The organism is Candidatus Pantoea gossypiicola (genome assembly GCF_008632075.1).
Lineage (GTDB): Bacteria > Pseudomonadota > Gammaproteobacteria > Enterobacterales > Enterobacteriaceae > Pantoea > Pantoea gossypiicola.
The window spans coordinates 118032-144174 of the sequence record NZ_VWVM01000013.1 but is presented as its reverse complement, the minus strand read 5'-3'; the positions used below and the strand labels follow the sequence as shown (position 1 = coordinate 144174).

The following is a 26143-nucleotide window of genomic DNA, read 5'->3' as shown; positions in this document are numbered from 1 at the left end:
TCATGTTGAATTTCCTTATCAGTTGTGGGGACAACAGATGAGGAGTTTGACATGGGCAGGTCTTTACAGGCAGAGCCAGAACCGAGGCGATAACCACGTCCATAGGACGTGGTTTTAAGTTGGCAATAAAAAAAGCCAGCGTCAGACGCTGGCTTCTTTGGATGCGTGTACATTAACGATTGAGATATTTTTTCAGGGTCTCAGCAATGACTTTATCCAGCTCTTCCTGCAACTCTTTCGACTGCCGGTTAAATTCATAGCTGAACATCCGACCACGTACCTTCTTACGTGCAAAACGATCTTTATCAGCAAAAGACCAGAGCGCAGTCGCCTGTGTTTTATCTTTCTCAGGCTCTTTAATCAATGTCTGGCTACCCTGTCGAATCAGACGCAAAATGTGATTTTTCAGCTCATCCTCGGCAAGCCCTTCGCGGGCGCAAACCACATCTATCTCCCGCGAGATAGAACTAATCAGAGCTTCAATGCTTTGGCCGGATTCACTTAATTTGTCAGCCGCCTGTAACAGCGCTTTATAATCCGGATAAGTCAGCTCAGCGTGATTAGGGAAAAGTGAGATCAAATCGGACGGAACGCTGGCTGCCTGAAGAGCACGGGTGACCTTCGCCTGCGATAATCCCTGATTCTCAGCGATCTCTTTTTGCGAAAGCCCACCATCTTTTAACGCCAGCAGGCGCATTCCTACTTCCCGCAGATTATGTTCGCGGGCCGTCTGAATATCCTGCGCCAGTCTGCGGGCCTCATCGGCACTAATAGCGGCATCAGTGACCAGCACGTCCAGCCCGGTTTTGCAGTAAAGCGCAGCCGCACGCCGACGTGAGCCGTCAAGAATCTCAATGCGGTCATCGCGCATTACGCCAATCGCCGGGAAGAACTGCTGAAGCTTAATGGTGCGGATAATATCGCGCAGTGAATCGGGTGTCAGCCCCGCCTGGTCGCGCCCATTGGTTTCCATTGTCACGAATGTCTTGTTTTCAACTTCACTGGCGGCAATGCGTTCAAAACGAAACAGGGCGCGCTTGCCCGTAGCCAGAACGAATGTCTGATTGTGCTGACTATCCGGTGTCTCATTTTCCAGCGGGGTCTGGCTGAAGGTTCGGCCAATCGTGATTCTTTTTGCGCTCATAAAAACCTCAGTTCAGGCGAATAAATTCGATACGGTCAAAGACGGCTTTTGCAAAGTCCTCTGCGGCGGATCTTGCATTTTTCAATGCTTCACTGCTGCCGACGTAAGTCGAAGGATTCGCGGAGATGACCGTATCAAAGGATTCGCCGCAACGTTCGAAACCATCAAGGCGGGGAAGGGCAGCATCAAGCATGTCACCACCAAATATTTCTTTTGCCAGGCTATGACAGAGCTTGTGGTCGGCTTTATTCGATAGCTTAGACATAAAGCCAATGTTGCCCTGCAGGCGACAGGTGGCGCCGGAATCCTCGATAATCGCAATCAGTTCCGGCAGACGCGTCAGGTATTTGAGCGTGGAATGAAAGTCGACCTGAGCCGGTGGTACAGGCGTCATCAGCAGATCAGAGGCCGCAATGGCGTTCTTCAGGAAAGCATCAAGATGCGGGCCACTGTCGATAAAGATAAAGTCATAATCTTTCTTCAGTTTAGCAATGACGTTGTCATACAGCACGGCATGAACATTCTGCTGCGGCAGATGCTCTGCGCAAAGCTGGTCCCAGCTTGAGGCGATAAAGGCGTCATCAATCGAGGCAGGCAGCACATCGACACCCGGAATAATCGACGGAACGATAAATTCGTTCACCAGCTCATCACGGGTGACATTCTGGAGCATTGCCTGTGCCGCTGTCGCTTCCACCAGCCCTACTGAACGTTCATGGTTTAAAAACATGGTTGCTGAGGACTGTGGATCAAGGTCAATCACCAGAATTCGCAAATCTTCAAACAGCAGATGAGGATGGGCACGAAGTGCATGAGCCAGCGAAACGGTAGAAACCGTTTTAGACACGCCACCCTTCAGATTACCCACGAAAATAGTGTAGGCATCACTGTGGCGATCGCGATATTTCGGCACGCCTCGATGATGATAGATATCGATAATGTTCTGAATCGACATCGCATATTTAACGGAAGATCCGGCCGCGCGTTTATCAAACTGATAACCGCTCTCTTCCATCTCATTTACAGCGTAATCAACACTGGCTCTTGTCAGTTTGGGCAACTTTGCTAACGCCGCTTTGGCATAAACCTGGTAGTACGTATTTTCATGCAGTTCCTGCTTCTGCGCCTGAATCTGGTCGGTGAGGCTCAGCAGCATGCGTTCAGAACGCTGTGCAACCTTCATCACCTGCTTGTCGTCGTTAGCCATCGTTGCTCCAAACATGTAGGATTTGTGACTTTATACAGAATTCCTGCACGTGAGGCAATAAGTTATCTTTTCAACTTAATCTTCACTTTTAGGTAACAGCACGGGTTTTGGTGAGGTTCATCACACAATTACTTCTGCCCTGCTACTTTTCCAGTTCAAAGATGAACAGCGTTCACTGTAATCAGCAAAACATTCACTGTAATCAGCAGAAATCGATCCGCAGAGAGAGCAGGGTGAAATGGATTGTTCTAAGCGCGAAGATGAGTCTTAACGTTCACTGTAATCAGTAAGGTCAGTTCTCTATCAGATGAATTACCGGAGGAACTTAAGGTAGTGGTGCAGAAAACAAACCCTAATCTGAAAGCCTGTGCGAGTAAGCGGGGTTGATACCTGGCGCTGAGTGAGCTTAACGTTCACTGTAATCAGTAATGTCATGTCCCAATACCCAGGCAGTAGTCACGTTCACTGTAATCAGTAAACTCGCTAATCAGATAGCAGGACAGGAAGCTGAATTGAATAACCGTTCACTGTAGTCAGTAGTAAGGAGCCGACAAATCCTATCTGGTTCATAAAACCATCAGAAGCTGATGAGACAACAGGCAACCAGAGTTTGGGAGCCAGAATGAATCGGCATAAATGAACAGGTCAGCCCAATGACGTTCACTGTAATCAGTAACGAGGGGATAGCGAATATTCACTATAGTCAGTAAATGAGGAGTCTTGCTATCGGAACATTCACTGTAATCAGCAGAAGCGCTGGTTAAGTTCGATCGAAATTGAAGACAGAAAAGCTGTGATACGAAGAGAGATATCAATTCGATTCTGACAACGCTCGGGCCGACAGACATCCCCCCTGAACATCAGTTATGTCATTACTGCTTTCCCTCCAATATTCACTATAAACAGTAGAAGCGGCAAAGCGTTGCGTCAAATTTGAGCTATCATTCACTGTATTCAGCATAGCATTCACTGTAATCAGTAAAGCAGCATTCCTGAGGATCATCGTGGTGAAGGTAGCTTCTTGCTACAACGTTCACTGTAATCAGTAACGGACAGGGGAATTCGCTGCACGCCGGTGCTATGACGATGCCAACAGGCAAACATTCACTGTAATCAGTAACAGTGTCACGCTGGCAGTAGTGATGAGTTAAAGCGCCTCCATACAGGACGCACGTCAGCCGTGATGAACGTGAGCGCTGACATTCACTGTAATCAGTAAAGTGCTCAACGAGAATCATCAGAGAGAGGCGCTGACCTGCCTGAATCAGAACGTTCACTGTAATCAGCAAAGCCAATGTCCGAAGGCGCTTGTCAATTAGTTTGTAAGCACAAACTTACTTTATAAGCCTTATGGCATGGAACGACAGCAAAAGAGGGGAGGAAAGTATGATACAAAAACGTGCCCCGTTTACTGATTACAGTGAACGTTACTGATTGCAGTGAATAGAGGGTAAGTACTGATTACAGTGAATGAGAGATGAAGGATGCAATGTCACCGGCAACGAAAAAGTGACACTGCCACGCAAAAATACTGATTACAGTGAACCTAAGGAGTTAATCCTCAAACTCAATTTCATCCAGTGAATCGATGCTCTCCAGATTACCGATGCCATCAAGCTTAGGTGTTCGGCTATGGATAATGAAAAAGACTGAGCGGCCACGTTTCACTTCTGAATAATCCAGATAACCAATTTCCTTCAGTTGCTCCATCGCACGCCGCACCACATGGTTCTGCGTGGTGGTCTTTGAGCCGAGATTGAGGCGCATACGCAGGCGTGCCAGCGATATCGGTGCCGGATTGGTCGGAAGGCTTTCAAGGAAGGTATAGAGCGCCTGTGCAGACTCTTTACGCTTAAGGCGGGATATTGCACGAAGCTGAAGCAGCACCTTGTGATCGAAGTTGTAGAGTTCAAATAGTTTGGGGTCGGCCTGAATCCGCACAATATCTTTTTCGCGGTCGTAATACGCAGACTGGACAAGGTGGGTATGATACGCCTTGCCGTTGCCTTCAAAGGAGAGCGTGTTAGTTGCAATGCGACGCAGAGAAGCATCAAGACGCTTACGTAGTGCGGCAGACGAGTTGGCAGAGGGAATGCCGCACATCTTCACAAAATCGATAAACGGCAGTGTAACGGTATCGCCTTTGGTCGGATAACGCGAAAAGGACTGAATAATACCTGCCCAGGTTTTGAAATCGTTATCCATATCCAGCCGTGCGCCGGTAATGGTAATCTTTTCGTAGCCTTCCGCCTTCACCAGCGTCAGATTCTTCAGCTCTTTCGTCGCATCCGTTGATGCCATAGCGCCGGATTTACCCCGCGCGGTTGATTTCAGCGTCGGCACAAACAGTCCAAGACGCATCAATGCTACCGGCTGAACAGTATTATTCTTGTTGGGATGAAGCTGAATAACTTCACCACTGTTTTTGGTCACTGACAGAAAAGGTTCAAGTAACGCTTTGTTTTCGTTGTCTTTATCTGCCATGGCGTAAGATCTTCATTCTGTGGATGAAAAGGATCGTTTTCTGACTACAGTGAACATTAGCACTGTTTACAGTGAACATTCTACCTGGTACAGTGAATAAAGTACTGATTACAGTGAACACTTTACTGATTATAGTGAACGCGATCACCCTTTGAGCCCTTACGGGGTGCGGCCTGCGACGATCGGGGATCTCTTAGGATCTCTCTATGATCTATTAAGGATCGTTTTTTAGGATCGAGTCAGTGTATAAGTGGATAACTGACTGGCAGGTATCATTTTCAGACACACGGACAGGTGCCGCAATAGCATCATCTCCGCAAACCCTTCAGACTTCCAGAATACTGCTTTTGCAATTCCGATATTCTCAATCGATAACGAACTTCCTCACTATTATTCATTTTTCATCATTAACTACAGCGCGTATCGTTTCTCTATCACTGAACGAATGAGGAAGACAGCACCATGACTGAATATGCTCTATCACGAAACCCTGCAACAGGTGACATTCTGGCACGCTATCCTCTGCAGAACAGCACCGAACTGGAACAGACTCTGACAGAAAGCGCTTCTGCTTTTGCAGCATGGCAGCACAGCAGTATGAGTGACCGGGTGCGCGTATTGCGTCAGCTCGGTGAACAGATCCGTCTGAGAGAACAGGATCTTTCACGCATGATTACGCTGGAAATGGGTAAACCCATTGCACAGGCTCGCGCGGAAGTACTGAAATGCGCAAATTTGTGCGACTGGTATGCAGAACATGGCCCGGCGATGCTGGCCGATCAGCCCACTCAGATTACTGACGCATGGCAGCGATTCCGTCCCATTGGGGTGATCCTGGCGGTCATGCCATGGAATTTCCCCCTGTGGCAGGTTCTGCGGGGCGCAGTCAGCATATTGCTGGCAGGTAACACCTATCTGTTGAAACACGCGCCAAACGTCATGGGAAGCGCCACACTGATGGCTGAGCTGTTCACAGCAACCGATCTGCCTGCGGGTGGCTTTAACCTGATTAATGTCGACAACGACGGTGTTTCGGTAGCGATTAAAGATGACCGCATTGCTGCCGTCGCGGTTACCGGCAGCGTACGGGCGGGTGCAGCAATCGCGGCACAGGCAGGTGCAGCGCTCAAGAAAACAGTGCTGGAGCTGGGCGGATCCGATCCCTTTATCGTGCTGGCTGATGCCGATCTCGATGAAGCAGTGAAATCAGCCGTAATCGGACGTTTCCAGAATACCGGGCAGGTCTGCATGGCGACCAAACGCTTTATTGTGGAAGCCCCCATCGCGGAAGAGTTTGAAAAGCGCTTCACAGCAGCGGTACAGGCACTGAAAATGGGCGATCCGCTGGATGAAAACACCTTCCTGGGCCCGATGGCACGCGCCGATCTGCGCGACGAGCTCGACGGACAGGTAAAAGCGACCCTTAGTGAAGGTGCGCGTCTGGTGCTGGGTGGTGAGAAGGTGGCAGGGCAGGGTAACTACTATGCGCCAACCATTCTCGCTGACGTTACCAGCACCATGACCGCGTTCAGGCAGGAGCTGTTTGGTCCGGTCGCGGCCATTGCCGTAGCACGGGATCCTCAGCATGCGCTGGAGATCGCTAACGACAGCGAATTTGGCCTCAGTGCTACTGTCTGGAGCGGTAACGAAGAAACTGCCGATCGGCTGGCGCTGCAGCTGGAAGTCGGTGCCGTGTTTATTAATGGCAACGGCGCGTCCGATCCGCGGGTGACCATCGGCGGCGTGAAGAAAAGCGGTTATGGTCGTGAACTGTCCCACTTTGGTGTGCACGAATTCTGTAACGTGCAGACCCTGTGGAAAAATCGCCGCTAGTATTTACTGCGCTGCCGGAAGATAGGCGGGTGCAGTTTTAGCGACCTCACTGAGCGGACGCAGCAACCGATGCGGGGCAAACCCACTCAGCATCGGTGAAGGTGTACCGCTCAGCATCTCCTCAGCCACCAGTCTGCCCAGTAAGGGCGCAAGGGTCATGCCACTATGGCTGACCATCAGATAAACGCGTGCTGAGTCACTGATGTAGCCCAGTGCGGGTAATCCATCTGCCGGGCGCGATCGCTGTCCCGTTTCAATCCGCTCAATCCTCGCCCCTTCCGCATTGTTAAACAGCCGACGCAACCGACGCAGCATCTCTTTGCCAGTCAGCCCCTCCGGAGAAGCGGGGCGTGACGGATCGGCATGCTGGTCAAGATCCAGAGCCTGCAGCATCAGGCGTCCTCCGCCATCCGGCCGCACATTCAGTTCCGGGGTAATGAGATTGCAGTTAAGCAGAATCGGCAAAGGCTGTGTCTGCGCCAGAAAACTGCAGGCAACAGGATCGGCACGGTTCGCATCGGTCATCGCCAGTTCAAGTCCACACTGGCTGATCAGCTCAGGTGCCCAGCGACCGGTTGCCAGCACCAGCTGATCCCCGTGCCACTCATCACCACTGGCCAGCGTCAGATGCACATCCCGACCCGATTCAGTCAGTGTGGTTACCTCATTGTTGCAGACCAGCTGCCCGCCACTGGCGCGCAGGTCGGCAAGCAGAGAAGCGATGAACAGGCTGGGATGGAGCAGGCACTCCGAAGGGAAAAACCACGCATGCTGAATGCGGGGATCGAGCCGTAGTCCGGGCAGGGTGCCCAGTAGCGCAGCGCGGCTACGCTTCTCAACGGGGTAATCCAGCGTAGCAAGCTTTGCTGCACGCTGCGCCAGCTGGCGCAGGGATGACTCATCGGCTGCCCACTCCAGCGAGCCGGTTTCAAGCAGCCAGCGGGGCAATGCAGGGTGGCTCGCCTGCCATCGCTTGTGCTCGTTTATCGCCTGGGCGTTGAGTTCATGATAATGGCCGGGTTCTTTGCCGTTAGCATTGACCCAGGCGTAGCTGATCTGGCTGGTGCCACTGCCAGGCAAGCTTTTGTCGAAGACAGTGACTTGTGCGCCCCGGCGGGACAATGACTGCGCGACGGCTAAACCCAGCACGCCTGCACCGATAACAGCTATACGTTGTGGCATATCCGGCTTCTCCTGAACAGAAATCAGCGGGTGATGGGCACCCGCCGGGACGTTTTACTATTGCGGAGCGACAGTGTGCGGTCAACCGTTGCGTCAGGCAGTTATCTCATCAAACCAGGCAGGCAGTGGATCGTCCAGCGTAATCCAGTGTTCTGGCCCTGCAGCCATCTCATGAGGTGTCAGCAGTGCGTGATCCAGTGCGGCAATGATGTGCTGCTCATCCATATCTATGCCGATAAACACCAGCTCCTGACGCGCATCACCGATGCCTTCCTGCCACTGCTCAGCGATGAAGTTGAGTGAGTCTGCATCCTGTGGCCAGTTGTCTCGCGGCACGCTGACCCACCAGCGCCCGGCGTAACCCTGACGAGCCACCGCGCCCGCCTGCGACCAGATCGCCGCAAATTCGGGTCGGGTGGCCAGCCAGAAGTAACCTTTTGAGCGAATCACGCCGTCGAGCTGGTGGTTTACAACCTCCCAGAAACGCTGGGGATGAAAAGGGCGACGGGCGCGATAGACAACGCTGCGAATCCCATACTCCTCCGATTCCGGCTGATGCTCGCCCCGCAGGGTCTGCAGCCAGCCAGGTGCCTGTGCTGCCCGGTCAAAATCAAACCGGCCGGTATTCAGCAGACAGTCCAGCGGAACCTGCCCGAACTCGCTGTTTACAATGCGAGCGTGTGGATTGAGTGCACGCAGCATGCCCTGCAGCTGATGCAGCTCCGTCGGGCTGAGCAGATCCGTTTTGTTCAGCACCAGCAAATCACAGAACTCAATCTGATCTACCAGCAGATCAACCACCGATCGCTCATCCTGCTCGCCCAGCGACTCGCCGCGAGACTGAAGATCATCGACTGAACGGTAATCGCGCAGGAAGTTGAAGCCATCCACCACGGTAATCATGCTATCCAGCCGGGCATAAGCTGAAAGGCTTTCACCCGCTTCGTCTTCAAAGGTAAAAGTTTCAGCCACCGGCAGCGGTTCAGAAATGCCGGTCGATTCAATGACCAGATGGTCGAAGCGACCAGCCAGCGCCAGACGTTTCACCTCCAGCAGCAGATCTTCACGCAGCGTGCAGCAGATGCAGCCGTTACTCATCTCGACCAGCTTTTCATCAGTGCGGGACAGTTGGGCACCGCCATTACGCACCAGAGCCGCATCAATATTAATTTCAGACATGTCATTGACGATGACTGCGATGCGCCGTCCTTCACGGTTATTCAGAATATGATTGAGCAGCGTGGTTTTACCGGCACCCAGAAAACCAGAGAGAACCGCAACCGGCAGACGTGGATCGCCAGATGTCTGAGAAGAGAGTGTCATACTGTTACCTGTCAGATGAAGTTAAATAATTATGTTATAACATAACATTAATAACACTGTTTTCAATCCGGATTTCTGGTTTTGTGGCAGTTCTCAAAGTGGGTTTAAAGAAAGGAGAGGAAATGCAGCAACTTACACTGGTTCCCCGTCTGATGTCCGTCGTCAGACGCGGCGAGAAAACCTCTACGATACGCTGGCAGGAGGGCGATATCGTTACCGGTCTGCTGAGCTGGTAATTCAGCAGCTACCGTATTAATTTCCAAGGCCATCGTTGAAAGTTTAATGAACATTCCCCTAAGCGTCAGCAGCAAGCTAAGGCCCCGGAAATCACGCCCTTCAGTCGCCAGCGCCGTGAAGCCCGCTTCCCGGGGTTAGAGGGGTTACCTGACCTCATTCATTGCTGAAAACTGGTTTAGGCTGTTCAATGAAGAGTATGGAATGGCAGAATTTATACGTCTGTAACCGGCTACGCCGGGCGTACGGCGCCGTTTAACCTCAGTGTTATCCTCAACGACATCAGGCGTCTCCATGCCGCTAAAGCGGCATTCATGGGCTAGCTATGTATTACTCGGAATTTAAGTGAACTTCGAGCACCAAATGATTGGCCAAAATGAATGTCCGCTTTGTGCCATAAGCGGACATTATTAAACTGAACATGCCAGCTCTTCCGACTTCTGCGACAACATATGTCGTGATCTGATAAGAAGTCCTGAATAGTTAGATTTATGGCCGCCCCTCATTGCTGCGGCTTTCAGCCGAAATTTCTTCTCGCAGCATATCAATGAGCTCTCTTAGCCCTTGAGGAATGCGTCGGTGTCCAGGGTAATACAGATGCATAGCCGGTTCTGTAGGTGCCCAGTCAGGCAACACGATCCGCAAACTACCTTCCTGGATATAATGTGATACCCGGTTTTCCAGACAATACGCAATGCCAGTTCCGGCAAGGGCAAGCTCAATGGCTAACGCTGTCTCACTGACACAAATCTGTCCTGGGACATCGATTGCACGATAATCATCCCCCTTGCTGAATTCCCATTTATAAATTATCCCCTGGCCCGTTCGCAGCTGAATACAGGAGTGAGCGCGCAAATCATCCGGCGTGGCGGGAAGGGGACGATGATAGAGGTAACGCGGAGACGCGACGGCAACCCATTTCAACTCAGGGCCCAGTTTGACGGCAACTAAATCCTCCGGAACTGTCCCGCCAAAACGAATGCCAGCATCAAACCCCTCAGAAACAATATCTACCATTCGATCATCAACGCTGATTTCTACTTCAACTTCCGGATACTGACTCAGAAATTTCGGCAGGTGACGAGCCATAATTAACCTTGCCCCGTCGCTCAGGACGTTCAGTCGTAACCGCCCGACTGGCCGATCCCGCATCCGGTTAATTTCATCTAAAGCGTCTCCTATCTCACGAAAGCCTGCATCCAGCCGCAAGGCCAGGCTTGCACCCGCTTCGGTCGGAGCAACCGTCCGGCTCGTACGGTTCAGCAACCGAACACCAAGGCGTGTTTCAAGATTACGGACTGCGTGGCTGAGAGCAGAGGTGGTGATCCCAAGCTCAACGGCAGCTTTGGTGAAGCTGCGTAATCGTTCAACAACGCGAAAAGCATTTAAATCCGCCAGATCGCTACGTGAAAGACGAGGAGTAGGTGTGACTGACATAAATGTGCCTTCTATACATGAGCAAAACTCAACGCCCCTTTGCAGGACACTAAACATAACCCTTTGTTAAAAGTGTTAAGTTTAGTTAAATTCACAAATTTTATGCAACCAGTACAATGTCTCTTTGACAGTCGGACGGTTGCATTCCAGTCTGGAGATCAAAGGATGTTTCACGTATGGACGCTGCTTCCGGCAGTGTATGTATACCTGCGCTTTATAAAAAAGCTGAAATTCAGTAATAAAATTCAGCTTTCACTGGGCCTCTTTGCAGTGGTCGTATGTGAATTTCATTTATTGAGCCGTCTCGCCTTTGGCACGATGTTTTCTCCCGAACTGCCCCAACTGATCATGATCGTTCTTGGATGGATTTTTGGTAGCGTTATATTTTTAGCTCTCATGCTGCTGCTTCAGGACATCTGTTTTATTTTTTGTCGGGTCTTTTTGCACCGTTCCGTTACAGGCAGAGCGGGTGGAAGAATGCTAATGCTGGTCGCTTCATGTCTGCTTGCCGCAGTGGGTGTGCATAACGCCATAAAAACGCCTGTTGTACAACGTTCAGAACTTACGCTCCGGAAACTGCCGAGTGAATTTGACGGCTTTACCATCGTGCAACTGACCGATCTGCATGCCAGCCGCCTCCTGCCTCATTCATGGATGCAGAGCGTGATGGATAAGACCAATGCGCTTCATCCTGATCTGATTGTAGTTACGGGTGATATAGCGGACGGAACGGTCAGGGACCGCCGGGCTGATGTATCCTCACTGTCCTCTTTGAAGGCGCCTTATGGGGTATATGCCATTACCGGTAATCATGAATATTACTTCAATGCTGCTGCCTGGACTGAAGAATACACACGGCTTGGGCTGCATTTCCTGAATAACACAAATGTCCGTCTGTCTAAAGATGGTGCCTCAATTGTTCTGGCTGGAGTAACTGATGAAGTAGCGCCTGAATATGGCGGTGAGGGACCTGACCTGATGAAAGCATTGAACGGAGGGTCTGTAAAGGGAATGGTAATCCTGCTGGATCATCGGCCAGGTTCTGCTGCAAACAGCGCGATTACCGGCGTAAGCCTTCAGCTTTCAGGCCATACTCACGGCGGCATGATTAGCGGACTTGATGCAGTAGCAGCATCAGCGAATAACGGCTTTGTGTCAGGCCTCTATCAGGTCGGGGATATGGCACTTTACGTCAGCAATGGTGCCGGACTATGGAACGGATTCCCGCTGCGACTGGGAAAGCCTTCTGAAATTACTTTCATCACTTTACGCGCACAGTAACAGGGTTATTATCGTTGAGATTAATTCAATATCTCACGGTATCTCTTTCAACAATCACAGCCTGATGCTGAGTTATAGTTTATTTTGTTTCAACTATATCACTGCATTTTCTGAGCTTAACCGCTAACAGAGATAACATCAGCCCTTTTGGCTGAGGATCGCTGCTCTTCAGAGAGCGGCGGTTCCCTTTCAGGATTCCTGACTACCTGCAGTGACAATCTTTCAGATTCTGGAGACGCTCAGGTTATGACCGAACATACTTACAGCGGCAGGCAGAATCAGGTTAAAGCCCCTTCTGGCCTGCTCCCTGCCATGCTTGCCCTTGGTGCCGGTGGACTGTGTATTGGAACCGGTGAATTTGCCCCGATGAGTCAGCTTCCTGACCTTGCTAAAGGAACCGGTGTGTCAGTTCCTGCTGCCGGAGCCTATATAAGTGCCTATGCTGCAGGTGTGGTCATTGGCGCACCGGCTATCGCTTTAATGACTGCTCGCTTGCCACGAAAAGCGCTGCTGCTGGTGCTGCTGGTTATTGCGCTTATCGGCTACAGCCTCAGCGCTGCAGCCTGGAGCTATCCGTCTATGCTCTCAGCGCGCTTCATTGCCGGGCTACCCCACGGTGCCTGGTATGGCGTTGCCGCCATTGTTGCGGCTTCAATGGTGCCGGCAGAACAAAAAGCGCGTTATATCGGTTATGTCATGCTCGGCCTGGCCGTTGCCAATGTTGCTGGTGTACCGTTGGTCACCTGGACAGGACAGTTGCTGGGATGGCGGATGTCATTTTCGGTAGTCACTGCCGGTCTGGTGCTGACCGGCATTATGGTATCGCTTTTTATTCCAGCGGTGCCAGCCGATCGCAAAGCCTCCCCCCTGAAAGAGCTGAGCGCCCTGCGCAGCCCACAGGTACTGATGACGTTTGCCGTAGCGTCAGTCAGTTTTGCCGGCATGTTTGCTGTATACAGTTTTATTACGCCGGCGCTAACGGAGATCAGTGGCTTTGAACTGTCGTCAGTTCCATGGATTCTGGTGTTGTGGGGTGCCGGCATGGTAATGGGAAATATTATTGGTGGCAGACTGGCTGACAGGGCTCTCATCCCTGCTATTTATGGCATGCTCTTCTGGAATCTGGTGATGCTTACCCTGTTCGCGCTGCTGTCTCCCTGGAAAGTAACGGCGCTCATTACGCTTTTTCTACTGGGTAACGGATTCTCGCTGGTACCTGCACTCCAGTCACACATGATGAATATTGCTGGTGACGCACAGACACTTGCCTCATCGCTAACGCACAGTGCGTTTAATATTTCCAATGCGCTGGGTGCGGCATTTGGCGGGCTGGCCATCGCGTCCGGCGGATCCTGGATTTCAACGGGCTGGGTTGGTGCAGCTTTTGGCGTCCTTGCCCTTGTCCTGATGTTTCTCTCAGTTCACATGACCAGAAGGAGTCATTCATGGCCGAATCAGTAATTAAGGCAGGCCGCGTTGCGGTCATTACCGGTGCGGCAAAAGGGATAGGAGCCGCAGCCGCACGACGCTTTGCTCAGGAAGGTATGCGCCTGATTCTGTTTGACCGTGATGGCGCTGCGCTGGCGGCTCGGGCAAAAACACTGAACACTGAATATCGTCTGGTCACAGGGGACGTCACGAACGAACAGGATCTGATGCGCTTGCGGGACATCACTTTTAATGAGTTCGGCGAAGTGGCGCTGCTGATGAATAATGCCGGCATTAAGCAGGGCGGCGGTCCGTGGGATGCGCCTGCGGACTGGCGCATTCAGATAGAGTCGAACCTGCTCGCCATGGTTACAGTGCAGCACCTTTTTGTACCCGCCATGTTGGGCATGAACAAAAAGGGGGCTATCGTGAATCTGGGTTCAAAAGAAGGTATCACTACCCCACCCGGAAACGCGGCTTACAGCGTAGCGAAGGCTGGTATCAAGGTGCTGACTGAACAGCTGGCGCATGAGCTGAGAAACATTGCCGGAGAGAGGATAACCGCGCACCTGCTGGTACCAGGCTTTACCTGGACTGATATGAACTTTCCGGGTATGCAGCCGGATAAAGACAGTAAGCCAGATGAAGCATGGACGCCGGATCAGGTAATCGAACACTTTCTGGAGCGTTATGAGCAGGGCGATTTTTATATTATCTGTCCGGATAACACTGTCAGCCCGGAAATGGATAAAAAGCGTATTGCGTGGGCTTTTCAGGACATACTTGAAAACCGGCCTGCGTTGTCCCGCTGGCACCCACAATGGAAAGACGCATTCAGCCAGTGGATGAATAAATAATCTCTGGATACCGTAATGCCGGACGCTGGTCCGGTTCGGCGATCGCGCTTATCCGAGGGCAAAAAGTAAGAGCAAATGTATATCATATAAAAAGAGACTTTTTATTATTGTGGCGAAACACGGCTCAGTGGCCTTCTCGTCTATGACGCCGACAGCCCGCAATCTCGCCCGGGAATCGTGCTTGCGCCAAACATGATGGGTATTACTGAGTCTAATATAGATCATGCGGTAAGGGTGGCACGGGAAGGTTATATTGCCCTGGTTACCGATTTATATGGCTTTCTGCCGGCCACCGCTGAAAAGCTTCAGCTGAGATGAATGCGATCAAAGATACGGCTGAAGAACGAAACGGAATAAAATCTGCACTTCAGGCTATGGCTGCAAATCCCCTTACAGATGCGCTCAGGCTCGGAGCTATAGGTTTTTGTTACGGTGGTCACTGTGTGCTGGAGCTTGCCCGCAGTGGAGCGCCGTTGCGCGCTACTGTCTGTATCCATGGAACGCTTAGAACACTAAAGCCAGCTTTCAGAGGCGGGTATCAAAGGAGAGATCCTGGTTCTTAACGGGGCGAGAGACCCCTTTGTTTCTCTGGATCAGATTGCGCAGTTCAGCTATGAAATGGCATTCTGTAACCTGCAATCGCTCTTCCATAATGCAGTTTTTCTTTAATGGCTCTTATCGTAACCTGAGTGTCAGCCGATCCGCAGACCGGCTGGCGGAAACTTCACTTACCCGCAAAATACCTTATTTTTTACTGGCTGAACCCGGTTCAGAAATAATGCGGTGCCGTTGCGCTTTCTGGGACTCGCTCTGCAGGCGATTAAGCACGTCGCCTTCATGCTCGGCTTCATCATTACCATACACATATTCGTGGCCGCTCATCAGTGCGTACCAGGCGCGCTCAGCAACTTCGTCAGGCTTGGTTATCTGAGAAGCGCCGACGGTGGTATCGGACTGACCGGCATTTTTGAAGAAATTAGTTTCCGTGGCACCGGGCATCAGCAATGTCATATTCAGCCCGTAGCCTTTCAGCTCATTACGGATCGCCCAGAAAAAAGAGTTCACAAAAGCTTTAGAGGCACCATAAATGGCCTCGAATGGAATGGGTGCCGTACCGGAAACTGAAGAGGTCATCAGCACGTGTCCACCGCCTTGCTTAATCATATCTGGCAGAAAAATTTTGGACATATGCACGTACGAATCGACGTTTAGCCGAATAAGCTGCAGCTCTTTTTGAAGGTCTGTACCACCAATAAAACGTCCACCCAGCCCTTGACCTGCGTTAATCACCAGGGCATCAATGCGATACTCTCCTTCATTAACCTTTTTCTTGAGAGACTCTATCTCTTCATAACTGCTGAGATCGGCAGAAAAAGCATGCACAGCGCCGCCGGACTGACGGAGCTCATCACATGCGGCGTTTAGCTTTCCTTCATTTCTTGCTACAGCAATAATATCGTAATTATTTCTGGCGAAAACCTTCGCCAGCTCGAATCCTATCCCATTGGACGCCCCAGTAATCAAAGCCATTTTTTTACTCATTACTTTTCCCTTATTTTATAAATTTCACTTTAATCCTGGCAGGGAAAATCAGCATGTGAAGCCAGAAAGTCGCCAAAATAATAATTCTGCAAATGCAGTCATAAAAATAACTTTAAAATCAATAAGATATTCACATTGAGAGAAATTCAATGCGACGTTGAACCAGATAAAATGGTTTGGCTGTAATTCCTGCCAGAATTAAGCGGTTATTTCTGCTCAGTGGCCGAAATCCTGAGTTTTTTATTTGGTGATCTTTAACTACTTACAGGAGAATTTATATATGCTCTTACATAAGGATACCGTCACCGTCATTACCGGAGCATCTTCGGGCATTGGCGCAGCAACGGCTTTCAGGCTTGCACTGTCAGGCTCCCGGATTATTCTGGCGTCATAATGAAGACAAGCTGATTAGATTAACTAAAAAGGCGGACGAGCGGCTTTTAGAGTTACTGACGTAATGGACGCAAATGATGTCCTTAAGATGATTACTGGCATCGAAAAGAAATATGGACGCATTGAGCATGTTATCAACAATGCAGGATTGATGTTGTTTTCTGACTGAACAGATAATTGCGTTTTTGCACGAACAGGACGTTCCGGCCTGATTGCAGGCTGGTAACACAGAGCAGTAGCGGTTGCAGAAAACCTTTCTGCAACCGGTTGAAGTTGAAGGTACCGCTTACAGGCTTATTATCTGCCTGAAGAACGTCCTCCAGAGGTCATTATGCCTTATCGGTCCAGCGATGCCTGGGCTTATAGCCCAGCACACGCATCGCTTTTTCGCTGGAAAGCACCGACTCATTTCCTTCAAAGTGCTTGCGGCGTTCAGTATCAGGATAATACTTCTTCAGCAGTTCCTGCGTAGGTGTACGCATGCAGGTTATGTCGCTGGTAATGAAAAAATCATCCTTACCCCGCACATCATATTCAATGGCGAGTTCTACGGACTGGGCAACGTCACGCACGTCCACGTAGGTCCACATATTCCACAGTCGCTGGGTCGGGTCGTCCTGCCATTCCTCAAATTTTGCATATTCTTCGGGGTTCATGACGTTTGATAAACGCAGGCAGGTAATCCGCATGCTGGGATCGTTGAGACAGAACTGACGTGCCATCTCCTCCCCAAGAACCTTGGTCAGCGCATAGATGCTGAGGCCACGATGTGGGTAGGATTCATCAACCGGAACATAAGGAGCCTGCCACTGATCATAAGGCACGCCGGTAGCTACCTCACTGGCCGTCCAAACAATATTTTTGATCCCCAGGCGGCGCGAGGCTTCAAACACGTTGAACGTCGCCACCATATTATTCTGAAACTCCGCCGAGTCCGGGATCATACGTGGATGGGGAATGCTTGCAAGATGAACAACAGCGTCAAAGGCTTGCGGCTCAGCGCGTGAATAGACATCTTCACCAGCAGATGAAAGAGCATCAAGCGTGGCTCCAAAATCTTGTAGATCCGCGATCATGGTAGGCTCGCTGAATGCTTCATTTTTTACGCGATCGATGAGGAAAATATCATAACCAGCCTCCCGCAGATGTTTAACAGTAACCTGACCAATTTTTCCAAAAGCCCCGGTGATCGCTACGCGTTTTCTCTTATCAGACATCTTTTTTTACCTTTTAATGATGGAATGCGACGTTAAGCATGGCAATAAAAAAAGGTTTTTCATTGAAAACTCGTGCATGATGAGTTGAATTAAATTCAACTATTTCAACCGCTGATAATTTACCAGCTAAAAGGGAGGTGCCAGTAGCAGAAATTATTTTCCGGTCAAATTCACTGAGAAAAACTGTTTCAGGAGTGCGTAACAGGCCCTCATGTATGCATTGACTTTGTCCGTTTTCGTTATAAATCCCATGCCTCGGTCAAAATCTCAGCTGTGGTGAGGGGTGGCCAGACACATAAAAACCCGCATCATGTAAATCATTGGCCAGCCGCTCATGATAAACACCGGTTGCTTCTATAACCAGGTAAACGTCCTGCGGACCGCAGTGCTGGAGCCTTAGCCAGCGAATTATGTTTTCAAATGCGCTCCGATCGTTCCGGATATTACGCGTTTTAACGCGACCTTTAATACCGTCATAAAGTATGCACAGATCAAGCGTACTCTTGCTTACGTCTATACCGCTGGAAACCTGGCCTGGCACCTCTCACATAAACCGTCACGCCTGTTCGCCTTTTATATATGGAGTCATGCTCCAGGTAACCGTTCAACCTGATGGGCTGGCGTGAAAGGTGAAGCGGAGGATCTGATGCTGCTAAACAAGATTCAGTGTGGCAATGACCTTAAGGTCGAGGACGGGCCCGCTCTGCTTCAGTGGTGTTAGCTAATCACCACATAATGTTAGATACACGGATGAAGCCGACACGGTGATCGTCTGGGTGACACGGATCGACACACTGCGCTTAAACGAGGTCGTTGCGAAGCTGGGGAAAGAGAACGAATGGCCGGATACGGTGCTGCTGGAGGGGATGCGCGAGCACTATCCGGCGATCAGATTGAGCAGTGAGGTGCAGCTGATCACGCACCTCACTCCCGCAGAAACCCGGCAGAAGCTTGCCGGGCGGTAACTAGCTGTGCTCTATCACCAGCAGCGCCAGCGTATCGGCTTCCAGCGCCCGAAAGATATGCAGCTCGTCGCCTGGATAGGTAATGTAATCACCCACATCCAGCTCTACCGCGCTGTCCACCGGACCCACCAGCGCCCGACCTTTAGCAATAATAATATGCTCAATAGTATTGGGAATATGAGGCTGTGAAATGCGCTCACTGCCAGGCTGAACCTCCAGCAGATAGATATCACGCCGGACGCCAGGCGGGCAGGATGCCAGCAGAACGGCCTGATAGTCTGCCAGATCGGCGGTAACCGTCAGACCTTCTCCACGGCGAATCACCTGCAGACGACGCGCATCCGGCTCCAGCAGGCGTGAAAACGGAATATTCAGCGTCACGCACAGTGACCACAGCGTCTCAATGCCCGGATTGCCATTACCCGCCTCCAGCTGTGACAGCGTTGATTTGGCGATACCGGCGCGGCGCGCGACTTCAGCCAGTGACAGGCCGGCTCGCTGACGTTCACGCACTAAGGCATTGGCAATGATGCTGATAGGGGTATTCAAACGCACTCCTGATAAACAAAAAGTTTTTTATAACGAACGAATTGTTCGGCTTGTAAAACAGTGCCGCGGTGTTCATTATATCGGATTATACGTTCATTATGAGACAGAGTGATGCTTTTTCCGCAAATGCAGTTGCTGGACAAAGGGGTGATCAAAGCGATTTTCCTGGTCTGTCTGGCTGATGGGATTGTCGGTTTATCCTATGGTTCGCTGGCCTCCGCCGACGGGTTTCCGCTCTGGGTGCCGCTGGCGCTGTCAACGCTGGTGCTGGCAGGCGCATCGGAGTTTCTGTTTATCGGCATCGTGGCTGGCGGCGGCAGTCCATTAACAGCCGCCGCTGCGGGTCTGCTGGTGAATGCGCGTCATCTGCCTTTCGGCATTGCGGTTAAAGATCTGGTGGGAAAGGGTCCCCTGGGCTGGTTTGGCTGCCACATTATGAATGATGAAAGCGTGGTGTTTGGTATCTCACAACCCCAGCTGGCCCAGCGTCGCAGTGCATACTGGCTGTGCGGCATCGGTATCGGCTTAATCTGGCCAGTGAGCGTTATGGCTGGGGCGGCGGTGGGTCAGTTTATTCCCGACGTATCGATGATTGGGCTGGATGCGGTGTTTCCGGCGATCCTGATTGCTCTGATCTTCCCGGCGTTGCGCCAGCGGCGGACCCGGATCCCCGCCACCGTCGGCGCGCTGCTCTCCTTACTGGCGACGCCGCTGGTTCCGGCGGGCATGCCGGTGCTCTTCTCGCTGCTGGGCCTGCTGACATGGAGATCGCGCAAATGACGCATCAGGGAATGATCATCGCCGGCATCGCTATGCTGGCCGCAGGAACCTATCTGATGCGCTTTGCCGGTGTCAGGTTGGGAAACCGTCTGCCAATCAGCGAGCGCACCCAGCAGATGCTCTCCGATGCTGCCACGGTGTTACTGCTGGCCGTCGCGGCGACCACTACGCTGTTTGAAGGACAGCATTTTGCCGGTGTGGCACGGGTGGCGGGCGTAGGTTTTGCCCTGTTGCTGGCGTGGCGTCGGGCACCACTGATTGTCATTATTCTGGGCGCGGCAGCGATGACAGCGCTGCTGCGTTTTCTCGGCGTGGCCTGATGCTTCTTTACACGACTCCCCCGGACATGCTGTAAAGCGTTCCAGCACCCAGAATTGCTATCTGACCGGACATCACGGCATGATGGTCACTCATCACCCGCCGGAGTTTATGCATGAATCGTCCGCTTCAGATTGGTCTGTTACTTTTCCCTGATGTTACCCAGCTCGATTTAACCGGCCCGTGGGAGGTATTTGCACGCACACCCGGCGTGGCGTGTCATCTGATCTGGAAAGATCGTCAGCCGGTACGCTCCGATCGCGGCCTGTCTATATTACCGACTACCACCTTTGACGATTGCCCGTTGCTGGATGTGATCTGTGTGCCGGGCGGGCCAGGGCAGATTGCCCTGATGGCGGATGAGGAAACGCTGAATTTTCTGCGACGGCAGGCTGACCAGGCGCAGTGGGTTGCTTCGGTCTGTACCGGTTCGCTGGTGCTGGGCGCTGCCGGACTGCTAAAAGGATACCGTGCGACCTCACACTGGAGTTCCATCGATCAACTGGCTTTGCTGGGTGCGGAGCCGGTGAATCAGCGGGTAGTGCGTGACCGCAATCGTATCAGCGGTGCGGGGGTCACTTCCGGCATTGATTTCGCCCTGACGCTGGTGGCGGAAATCGCCGGAGACGCCGCCGCCAGAGCCATTCAGCTGCAGATGGAATATGACCCCGAACCGCCGTTTTCCTGCGGCTCGCCGCAAACCGCGCTGCCAGAGGAGGTGGCGCAGGCACGGGCGAAAATGGCTGAGTTCATCGCTACGCGCCGTGCAGCAACTGAGCGCGCCGCGCGGCGATTACAGACTGATCAGCTTACTCACGCCGGGTATACGCAACAGCAGCAGTGAAAGCGCCATTGAGATGAACAGCGTCAGGGCGATGACCAGCAGTTTATCGCCCAGAGTCTGAATGTGGATAGCGGCCGCCAGCACACCAAAAATCAGGTAATGCAGGATATAAACGCCGGTCATGGTCTTGCCGAGGGTTGTCAGAAATGAGGTCAGCCATTGGGCTTTATCCGGCAGCCGGACAGCGTTAATGCTGATCACGATCAGCACCACCAGCAGATAAACCTGTGAGCCGGTCAGCACCACATCATTGTGGGTCGCCAGAAAGCGCGCGATAAAGTAATAGCGCTCATACAGCCAGGTAAAAAGATAAACCGCGGGCAGCAGCAGCAGACTTACCTTTATCACTCTGGGTGATGTCAGCAACTGCATCACACGTGGCGCAGCCATCAGCCGGCCCGTGAGGTAATAAAGCACCCAGGTCCATATTCGGTACTGTGGCAGCAGCGAAAAGGCCCGCTGGCCCGGATAGAGGCTGGCGAGCAGGTCATAAGCAAAGGCCAGCAACAGCAACAGCAAAATCCCTGCTGCCATTACGCCAGGCCGCTGAATCAGCCAGTCGATGAGTGGATGCGAGACGTAAATGACAATCAGCGCAATCACAAACCACGGCTGAATCAGGTAACCTTTGTGGTGCATCCCGGCAAACCAGAAAAAGCTGAACCAGAAGATAAAAATCAGCAGAATGCGGCGAATTTTGCCGAGCTGCCACGCGGGCGTATGCGGCTCACTCGCGTCAAGATAGCCGCTCAGCAGAAAATAGAGCGGCGTAGCAATGGTCGAGATAAAACTCAGTACATTCAGCGTCAGATCAACGTCGTAATGGTAGCTGTCGTAACTCTGATACAGCGTGAAAAACGACACGGCGGTGATGCAGGCCAGCGTCTTCAGCATTGCCAGCCCGGTCTTATTCACCGTGCGCCTCCCGTCCGTGGAAGCAGCGATAGATCACCGGCAGCACCAGCAGGGTCAGCACCGTCGCGAATCCCAGACCAAAAATAATCACCACCGCCATGCTCTGGAAAAAGACGTCGCGCAGCAGCGGCAGCAGGCCCAGTACGGTCGTAAAGGCCGTGAGCAGGATAGGGCGGAGACGCGACGTCGCCGCATCAATAATCGCCTGCTGCAGCGGCTTCTCCTGCCGGAACAGTCGGATCTCCTCAATCAGCACAATCCCGTTGCGAAGCAACATCCCTGACAGGCTGAGCAGCCCAATCAGCGCCATAAAGCCGAACGGAATAGCGGTGATCAAAAAGCCACAGGTAACACCAATCATCGCCAGCGGCACGGTGATCCAGATTGCGACGGCGTCCCGCAGCGAGTTGAACATCAGCACGGTAATGATGAACATAGCCAGGAAGCCTGCCGGCAGCGAACTCAGCAGACCGCTTTGTGCTTCACGTGAGCTCTCAAGTTCGCCACCCCACTCCAGCCTGTAGCCCGCCGGAAGTTTAAGCTGATCGATCTGCGGCTGAACCCGTGCCACTACCTGCGCGGACGTTAATCCGGAGGCGGGATCGGGATCCGTCTGCACCGTCAGCACGCGCGTACGGTCACGACGCATAATCAGCGGATTCTCCCACTCCAGCCGGAAGTCAGAAATCACATTGCTGAGCGGCACAAAGTGCTGCAGGGCAGCGCTCCAGAGCTGAATGTTTTCGATGTGATCAACACTCTGTCGCTCTTCATCAGCCGGGTAGAGCATCACCGGCATCAGCCGTGATCCGTCCCGGAATATGCCCACGGCATCGCCGCTGAAGTTCATTCTCAGCGCCTGATCGATATCGCGCTTATCAATGCCCAGCTCCTGACCACGCAGAGCGGAATAGACCGGGCGGATCACTTTGCTGCGCTCCTGCCAGTCGTTACGTATCGGGAACGTCGAGCCATCCGCCAGAAAAATCGCATCCAGCTGGCTGCCGATGTGACGCAGCACCTCCGGATCCGGGCCGGATACCCGCAGGGCAATCGCGCTGTCACTGGCGCTGCCAAACTGAATACGTTTGATGCGCTGATTCACCTGCGGGAAGTTCTGCTGAATATAATTCTCGGTCTTCAGCGCCAGCGTATCCAGCTGTCGGCCATCCTTAACCCGCACCATAATCTGGGCGAAGTTGCTGTACTGGCGCGCCGCGTCATAGGTCAGGGTAAAACGCAGTGCACCCTGACCTACTGTCGTCACCGTTGCCGCAACAGCCGGATCCTGATTAATAAACCGGGCTATTTCCGCTGCGGTATCCGCGGTGTAGTGGATATCGGTGCCATAGGGTAGCCAGAGATCGGTAAAAAAGACTGGCGTACTGGATGAGGGGAAAAAGTTCTGCTTCACCAGAGTGAAGCCATACAGCGACAGTGCCAGCAGCGCGACCATCGCCGTCAGCGTGATCAAGCGAAAACGCAAAAGGCCGCCCAGCGCCTGACGATAGAGCCGGAAAACGATGCCCTGATAAGGATCGGAGATGTCAGTTTTTGCGGGCTTCGCTGCGCCACGACGTTTCTCGCTCCAGTTAATAAATACCGGGGTCAGCGTCAGCGCGGTTACCCAGCTCAGCATCAGCGAAATCAGCAGCACCTGGAACAGCGATTTACAATATTCGCCGGTTGAGTCCTGCGACAGGCCAATCGGTGCAAAGGCAAGTATCGCGATAATCGTGGCACCCAGCAGGGGCAGGGCAGTGCGGCGCACCATGCGGGAAATCGCCTGCTGTAAAGGATGCCCGCGCTGATGGTCGATCTTTACCCCTTCGACAACGACGATGGCATTATCCACCAGCATGCTGAGCGAAATAATCAGCGCGCCCAGCGACACCCGCTGCAGTTCCAGTTTAAACAGGTACATGATCAGTAGCGTGCCGAGCACGTTTAGTGCCAGTGATGCGGCAATCACCATGCCGCTGCGCAGGCCCATAAACAGCAGCAGCGTTCCCACCACAATCGCCAGCGCCATCAGGAAGTTGAGGATAAAGCCATCAACAGACTGTTTCACCTCATGCGCCTGATTGTAGAACACCTTCAGGCTGATCCCGGCGGGGGTATCCTGCTGATAGTGCGCTATCCGCGCGGAGAGCGCGTCGCCGACATCAATCACGTTGACGCCAGGCGCAAACGAAATGCCGATTGCCAGTGCCGCTTCACCATCGGCAAAGTAGATATTGGCCGGACTATCGGTCACGCCACGCGTCAGGGTGGCGATATCGCGCAGATGCACGTTCTGCGGGCTGCCCGCAGGCAGAATGGGCAGATTCGCCAGGTCGTCGAGTGTCTTTAGCTCACCGGTAGGGTGAAAACGAATTGATTCGCTGTCGACCCGCAGCGTGCCGGCACTGGCAACGCTGTTATGCCGGTTCAGCAGATCGGCGATGCGCTGCGGCGTCATGCCATAGGCGGTCATTTTGCTGGCCGAAAGAGCAATGCGGATCTCCTCCTGCTCAACGCCCGCTACCGCAACTTTCGCCACGCCGGGCACCAGCACCAGATCGCGCCGCAGCTGATCGGCATAGTTACGCAGTTCGCTGTTCGTAAAGTCTTTGCCGTGAATGACGAAAAAGTAGCCATAAACATCGCCAAAGTCGTCGTTAACCAGCGGAGCCTGTACGCCCGGCGGAAACTGCCGGGCCGCATCGCCGACGCGACGGCGTAGCTCATCCCAGATTTGCGGCAGCTGATCGGCCAGATAGCGGGTGTGGATATTGACGGTAATCTGCGACAGGCCATTGCCTGAAATAGACGTGACATTGTCCAGTGACGGCAGGCGCTGCAACGCATTCTCCAGCGGCAGGGTCACCTCTTCTTCGACCTGCTGGGCTGACGCGCCAGGATAGTGAGTGACAATCACTGCCGACTTAATGGTAAACAGCGGATCCTCAAGGCGGCCAATGTTCAGCAGGGCATAGATGCCGCCCACGCCCAGCAGCAGAATAACCATCCAGATGCGAATGGGTTTATCAAGAAAGTGCTCCTGAATACGCATTATAACCCCCGCTCACGCTGCCAGATGCGTACCGCTTCACCGTCACGCAGCTCACCCACACCGGCAGCAACAATGCGATCGCCCGGCTGCAGCCCGCTGATAATTTCAATGCCCTGCGCGGTAAGACGACCTACATTGACCGGTTGATCTTTAACACGCAGGGCATCGCCATCCTGCTCAACCAGCCAGACGTGCGGCTGATTAGTGGGGCTGCGATCGGGATTGAACACCGCAGTCGCCGGTACCACCAGCCGCGGCTGCGCTGGGGCATTCGGCAGGTTATGCAGCTTAACGCGCACGGCACCGCTGAGACCGGCAACGCCTGGCAGATCAGCGGGACGCGGCATGGTCAGCACCACCTGGTACGTCAGTGTGGCAGCGTCGGTCTGGCTTGTGTGCTCTTTGTATTGCGCGGTAAAAAAGCGGCCGGGCAGAGCGTTAAACTGCACCTCCGGCTGATAGTGAATATTCTGGATGTCCAGGCTGGTGAAGAGGGTTTCCGGCAGGGTGAAGACAACATCAAGCAAATCGGCCCGGGTCAGCAGCGCAATCGGCTGTCCGGCGGCCACGACCTGATGATTACGCGCCTGCACTCTGGCAATCACGCCATCAAACGGCGCGCGTAGGGTCAGAAACTGCAACTCTTCCTGCGCGATTTTCAGGGCGGTGGCGGCGGCATCGCGGTTAGCGCGCTGCACATCCATTTCCGATTTTGAAACGGCGCTGCGCTGGGCCAGTGTGTTAAAGCGCTGAAATTGCCGTTCCGCCAGCTGCAATGCTGTCTGACGATCGCGTACCCGCAGTTTCGCATCTGTGTCGTTCAGGGTGGCAAGAATTTGCCCCGCTTTCACGGGCGTTCCGTCACGTATATCCAGCTGTACCAGCTGGCCCGCCCTTTTGAAAGCCAGGTCGGTATTGTCACCGGCCTGAATACGGGCAGGAAATACCCTGATATTGTGCGCAATGTCCGGTTCAAGGGTGAAAACTTTTATTACGCGCGGTGGCGGAGCCTCTGGTTCTTTTTTCTGATCGCACGCTGTCATAAATAAGCAACAGAGAAAAACGGGGATAACCTTGCGTTTAATCATTTTATTCGCCTTAACATCAGCTATTTCACAGCAGTTTAATAAGCGTTAAGGCGTCATTAGCCCTGAT

The 26143-nt window shown here is 52.6% G+C and carries 21 protein-coding genes and 3 pseudogenes; 11 read left to right on the top strand and 13 right to left on the bottom strand.

What is annotated here, in order from left to right; all coding sequences use genetic code 11:
- Positions 1 to 172: 172 nt before the first annotated feature.
- The 3 genes from F3I20_RS16870 to F3I20_RS16860 all read right to left on the bottom strand — a co-directional run bounded on the left by F3I20_RS16870 (position 173) and on the right by F3I20_RS16860 (position 4835).
- On the bottom strand, positions 173 to 1144 hold the full coding sequence (locus F3I20_RS16870) for a ParB family protein (protein ID WP_150014342.1): 972 nt from the start codon (positions 1142 to 1144) through the stop codon (positions 173 to 175).
- Between the two features lie 7 nt (positions 1145 to 1151).
- Positions 1152 to 2351, bottom strand: a complete 1200-nt coding sequence (locus F3I20_RS16865; RefSeq protein ID WP_033735792.1) for an AAA family ATPase — start codon at positions 2349 to 2351, stop codon at positions 1152 to 1154.
- 1554 nt (positions 2352 to 3905) lie between these two features.
- The gene (locus F3I20_RS16860; protein WP_003855845.1) at positions 3906 to 4835 is read right to left on the bottom strand and encodes a RepB family plasmid replication initiator protein; all 930 of its coding nucleotides are present in this window, start codon (positions 4833 to 4835) and stop codon (positions 3906 to 3908) included.
- A gap of 462 nt (positions 4836 to 5297) precedes the next feature.
- On the opposite strand from F3I20_RS16860, the gene F3I20_RS16855 reads away from it, so the two are divergent.
- Complete coding sequence (locus F3I20_RS16855) at positions 5298 to 6668, top strand: aldehyde dehydrogenase family protein (protein WP_150014340.1); 1371 nt, start codon at positions 5298 to 5300, stop codon at positions 6666 to 6668.
- A gap of 3 nt (positions 6669 to 6671) precedes the next feature.
- Here the strand turns inward: F3I20_RS16855 and F3I20_RS16850 are convergent, their stop codons facing one another.
- The 3 genes from F3I20_RS16850 to F3I20_RS16840 all read right to left on the bottom strand — a co-directional run bounded on the left by F3I20_RS16850 (position 6672) and on the right by F3I20_RS16840 (position 10844).
- Positions 6672 to 7850 (bottom strand): NAD(P)/FAD-dependent oxidoreductase, encoded by a 1179-nt coding sequence (locus tag F3I20_RS16850; RefSeq protein WP_150014338.1) that lies wholly within the window; start codon positions 7848 to 7850, stop codon positions 6672 to 6674.
- A 93-nt stretch (positions 7851 to 7943) separates the two neighbouring features.
- On the bottom strand, positions 7944 to 9173 hold the full coding sequence (zigA, locus tag F3I20_RS16845; RefSeq protein WP_150014336.1) for a zinc metallochaperone GTPase ZigA: 1230 nt from the start codon (positions 9171 to 9173) through the stop codon (positions 7944 to 7946).
- 723 nt (positions 9174 to 9896) lie between these two features.
- Positions 9897 to 10844 carry a LysR family transcriptional regulator gene (locus F3I20_RS16840; RefSeq protein ID WP_150014334.1) on the bottom strand — a complete coding sequence of 316 codons (948 nt, stop codon included), beginning with the start codon at positions 10842 to 10844 and terminating at the stop codon, positions 9897 to 9899.
- A gap of 165 nt (positions 10845 to 11009) precedes the next feature.
- Between F3I20_RS16840 and F3I20_RS16835 the strand changes: the two genes are divergently transcribed.
- The 5 genes and pseudogenes from F3I20_RS16835 (at position 11010) to F3I20_RS24460 (ending at position 14973) form a co-directional block, all read left to right on the top strand.
- On the top strand, positions 11010 to 12125 hold the full coding sequence (locus tag F3I20_RS16835) for a metallophosphoesterase (protein WP_150014332.1): 1116 nt from the start codon (positions 11010 to 11012) through the stop codon (positions 12123 to 12125).
- Positions 12126 to 12371: 246 nt separating this feature from the next.
- Positions 12372 to 13586 (top strand): MFS transporter, encoded by a 1215-nt coding sequence (locus tag F3I20_RS16830; protein ID WP_150014330.1) that lies wholly within the window; start codon positions 12372 to 12374, stop codon positions 13584 to 13586.
- The gene (locus tag F3I20_RS16825; RefSeq protein ID WP_150037937.1) at positions 13571 to 14410 is read left to right on the top strand and encodes an SDR family NAD(P)-dependent oxidoreductase; all 840 of its coding nucleotides are present in this window, start codon (positions 13571 to 13573) and stop codon (positions 14408 to 14410) included. Before F3I20_RS16830 ends, F3I20_RS16825 begins: the two co-directional genes overlap by 16 nt.
- Positions 14411 to 14569: 159 nt before the next feature.
- A pseudogene (locus F3I20_RS24465) lies at positions 14570 to 14728 on the top strand (dienelactone hydrolase family protein); the annotation flags it as partial.
- The gene (locus F3I20_RS24460) at positions 14725 to 14973 is read left to right on the top strand and encodes a dienelactone hydrolase family protein (RefSeq protein ID WP_150014321.1); all 249 of its coding nucleotides are present in this window, start codon (positions 14725 to 14727) and stop codon (positions 14971 to 14973) included. The pseudogene F3I20_RS24465 and the gene F3I20_RS24460, both read left to right, overlap by 4 nt.
- A gap of 181 nt (positions 14974 to 15154) precedes the next feature.
- Here F3I20_RS24460 and F3I20_RS16810 read toward each other — a convergent pair whose 3' ends face one another.
- Positions 15155 to 15952, bottom strand: a complete 798-nt coding sequence (locus F3I20_RS16810) for an SDR family NAD(P)-dependent oxidoreductase (protein ID WP_223813103.1) — start codon at positions 15950 to 15952, stop codon at positions 15155 to 15157.
- 436 nt (positions 15953 to 16388) lie between these two features.
- Between F3I20_RS16810 and F3I20_RS24455 the strand changes: the two are divergent.
- Positions 16389 to 16514 (top strand): annotated as a pseudogene (locus F3I20_RS24455) (hypothetical protein); the annotation flags it as partial.
- Between the two features lie 160 nt (positions 16515 to 16674).
- Here the strand turns inward: F3I20_RS24455 and F3I20_RS16805 are convergent.
- Both F3I20_RS16805 and F3I20_RS16800 read right to left on the bottom strand, forming a co-directional pair.
- Positions 16675 to 17562 (bottom strand): NAD-dependent epimerase/dehydratase family protein, encoded by an 888-nt coding sequence (locus F3I20_RS16805; protein WP_150014319.1) that lies wholly within the window; start codon positions 17560 to 17562, stop codon positions 16675 to 16677.
- Positions 17563 to 17745: 183 nt separating this feature from the next.
- A pseudogene (locus F3I20_RS16800) lies at positions 17746 to 18103 on the bottom strand (IS110 family transposase); the annotation flags it as partial.
- Positions 18104 to 18326: 223 nt separating this feature from the next.
- Here F3I20_RS16800 and F3I20_RS16795 point away from each other — a divergent pair.
- Positions 18327 to 18527: a hypothetical protein gene (locus F3I20_RS16795; RefSeq protein ID WP_223811690.1), complete on the top strand. Its 201-nt coding sequence runs from the start codon at positions 18327 to 18329 to the stop codon at positions 18525 to 18527.
- Here the strand turns inward: F3I20_RS16795 and F3I20_RS16790 are convergent, their stop codons facing one another.
- The gene (locus tag F3I20_RS16790) at positions 18528 to 19076 is read right to left on the bottom strand and encodes a helix-turn-helix domain-containing protein (RefSeq protein WP_135910995.1); all 549 of its coding nucleotides are present in this window, start codon (positions 19074 to 19076) and stop codon (positions 18528 to 18530) included.
- 111 nt (positions 19077 to 19187) lie between these two features.
- Between F3I20_RS16790 and F3I20_RS16785 the strand changes: the two genes are divergently transcribed.
- The 3 genes from F3I20_RS16785 to F3I20_RS16775 all read left to right on the top strand — a co-directional run bounded on the left by F3I20_RS16785 (position 19188) and on the right by F3I20_RS16775 (position 21018).
- Complete coding sequence (locus F3I20_RS16785; protein ID WP_190285969.1) at positions 19188 to 19856, top strand: AzlC family ABC transporter permease; 669 nt, start codon at positions 19188 to 19190, stop codon at positions 19854 to 19856.
- Positions 19853 to 20176: an AzlD domain-containing protein gene (locus F3I20_RS16780; RefSeq protein ID WP_033784885.1), complete on the top strand. Its 324-nt coding sequence runs from the start codon at positions 19853 to 19855 to the stop codon at positions 20174 to 20176. Before F3I20_RS16785 ends, F3I20_RS16780 begins: the two co-directional genes overlap by 4 nt.
- A gap of 113 nt (positions 20177 to 20289) precedes the next feature.
- Positions 20290 to 21018, top strand: coding sequence for a DJ-1/PfpI family protein (locus tag F3I20_RS16775; RefSeq protein ID WP_150014317.1), 729 nt, complete (start codon positions 20290 to 20292; stop codon positions 21016 to 21018).
- Here F3I20_RS16775 and F3I20_RS16770 read toward each other — a convergent pair.
- From F3I20_RS16770 to F3I20_RS16760, 3 genes are read right to left on the bottom strand one after another with little or no spacing between them, the layout of a single operon-like run.
- Positions 20968 to 21933: an acyltransferase family protein gene (locus tag F3I20_RS16770; protein WP_150014315.1), complete on the bottom strand. Its 966-nt coding sequence runs from the start codon at positions 21931 to 21933 to the stop codon at positions 20968 to 20970. The genes F3I20_RS16775 and F3I20_RS16770 overlap by 51 nt on opposite strands.
- On the bottom strand, positions 21926 to 24988 hold the full coding sequence (locus F3I20_RS16765) for an efflux RND transporter permease subunit (RefSeq protein WP_150014313.1): 3063 nt from the start codon (positions 24986 to 24988) through the stop codon (positions 21926 to 21928). Before F3I20_RS16765 ends, F3I20_RS16770 begins: the two co-directional genes overlap by 8 nt.
- Positions 24988 to 26076: an efflux RND transporter periplasmic adaptor subunit gene (locus F3I20_RS16760; RefSeq protein WP_150014311.1), complete on the bottom strand. Its 1089-nt coding sequence runs from the start codon at positions 26074 to 26076 to the stop codon at positions 24988 to 24990. The genes F3I20_RS16765 and F3I20_RS16760 overlap by 1 nt, the downstream gene beginning before the upstream one ends.
- Positions 26077 to 26143 lie beyond the last annotated feature (67 nt).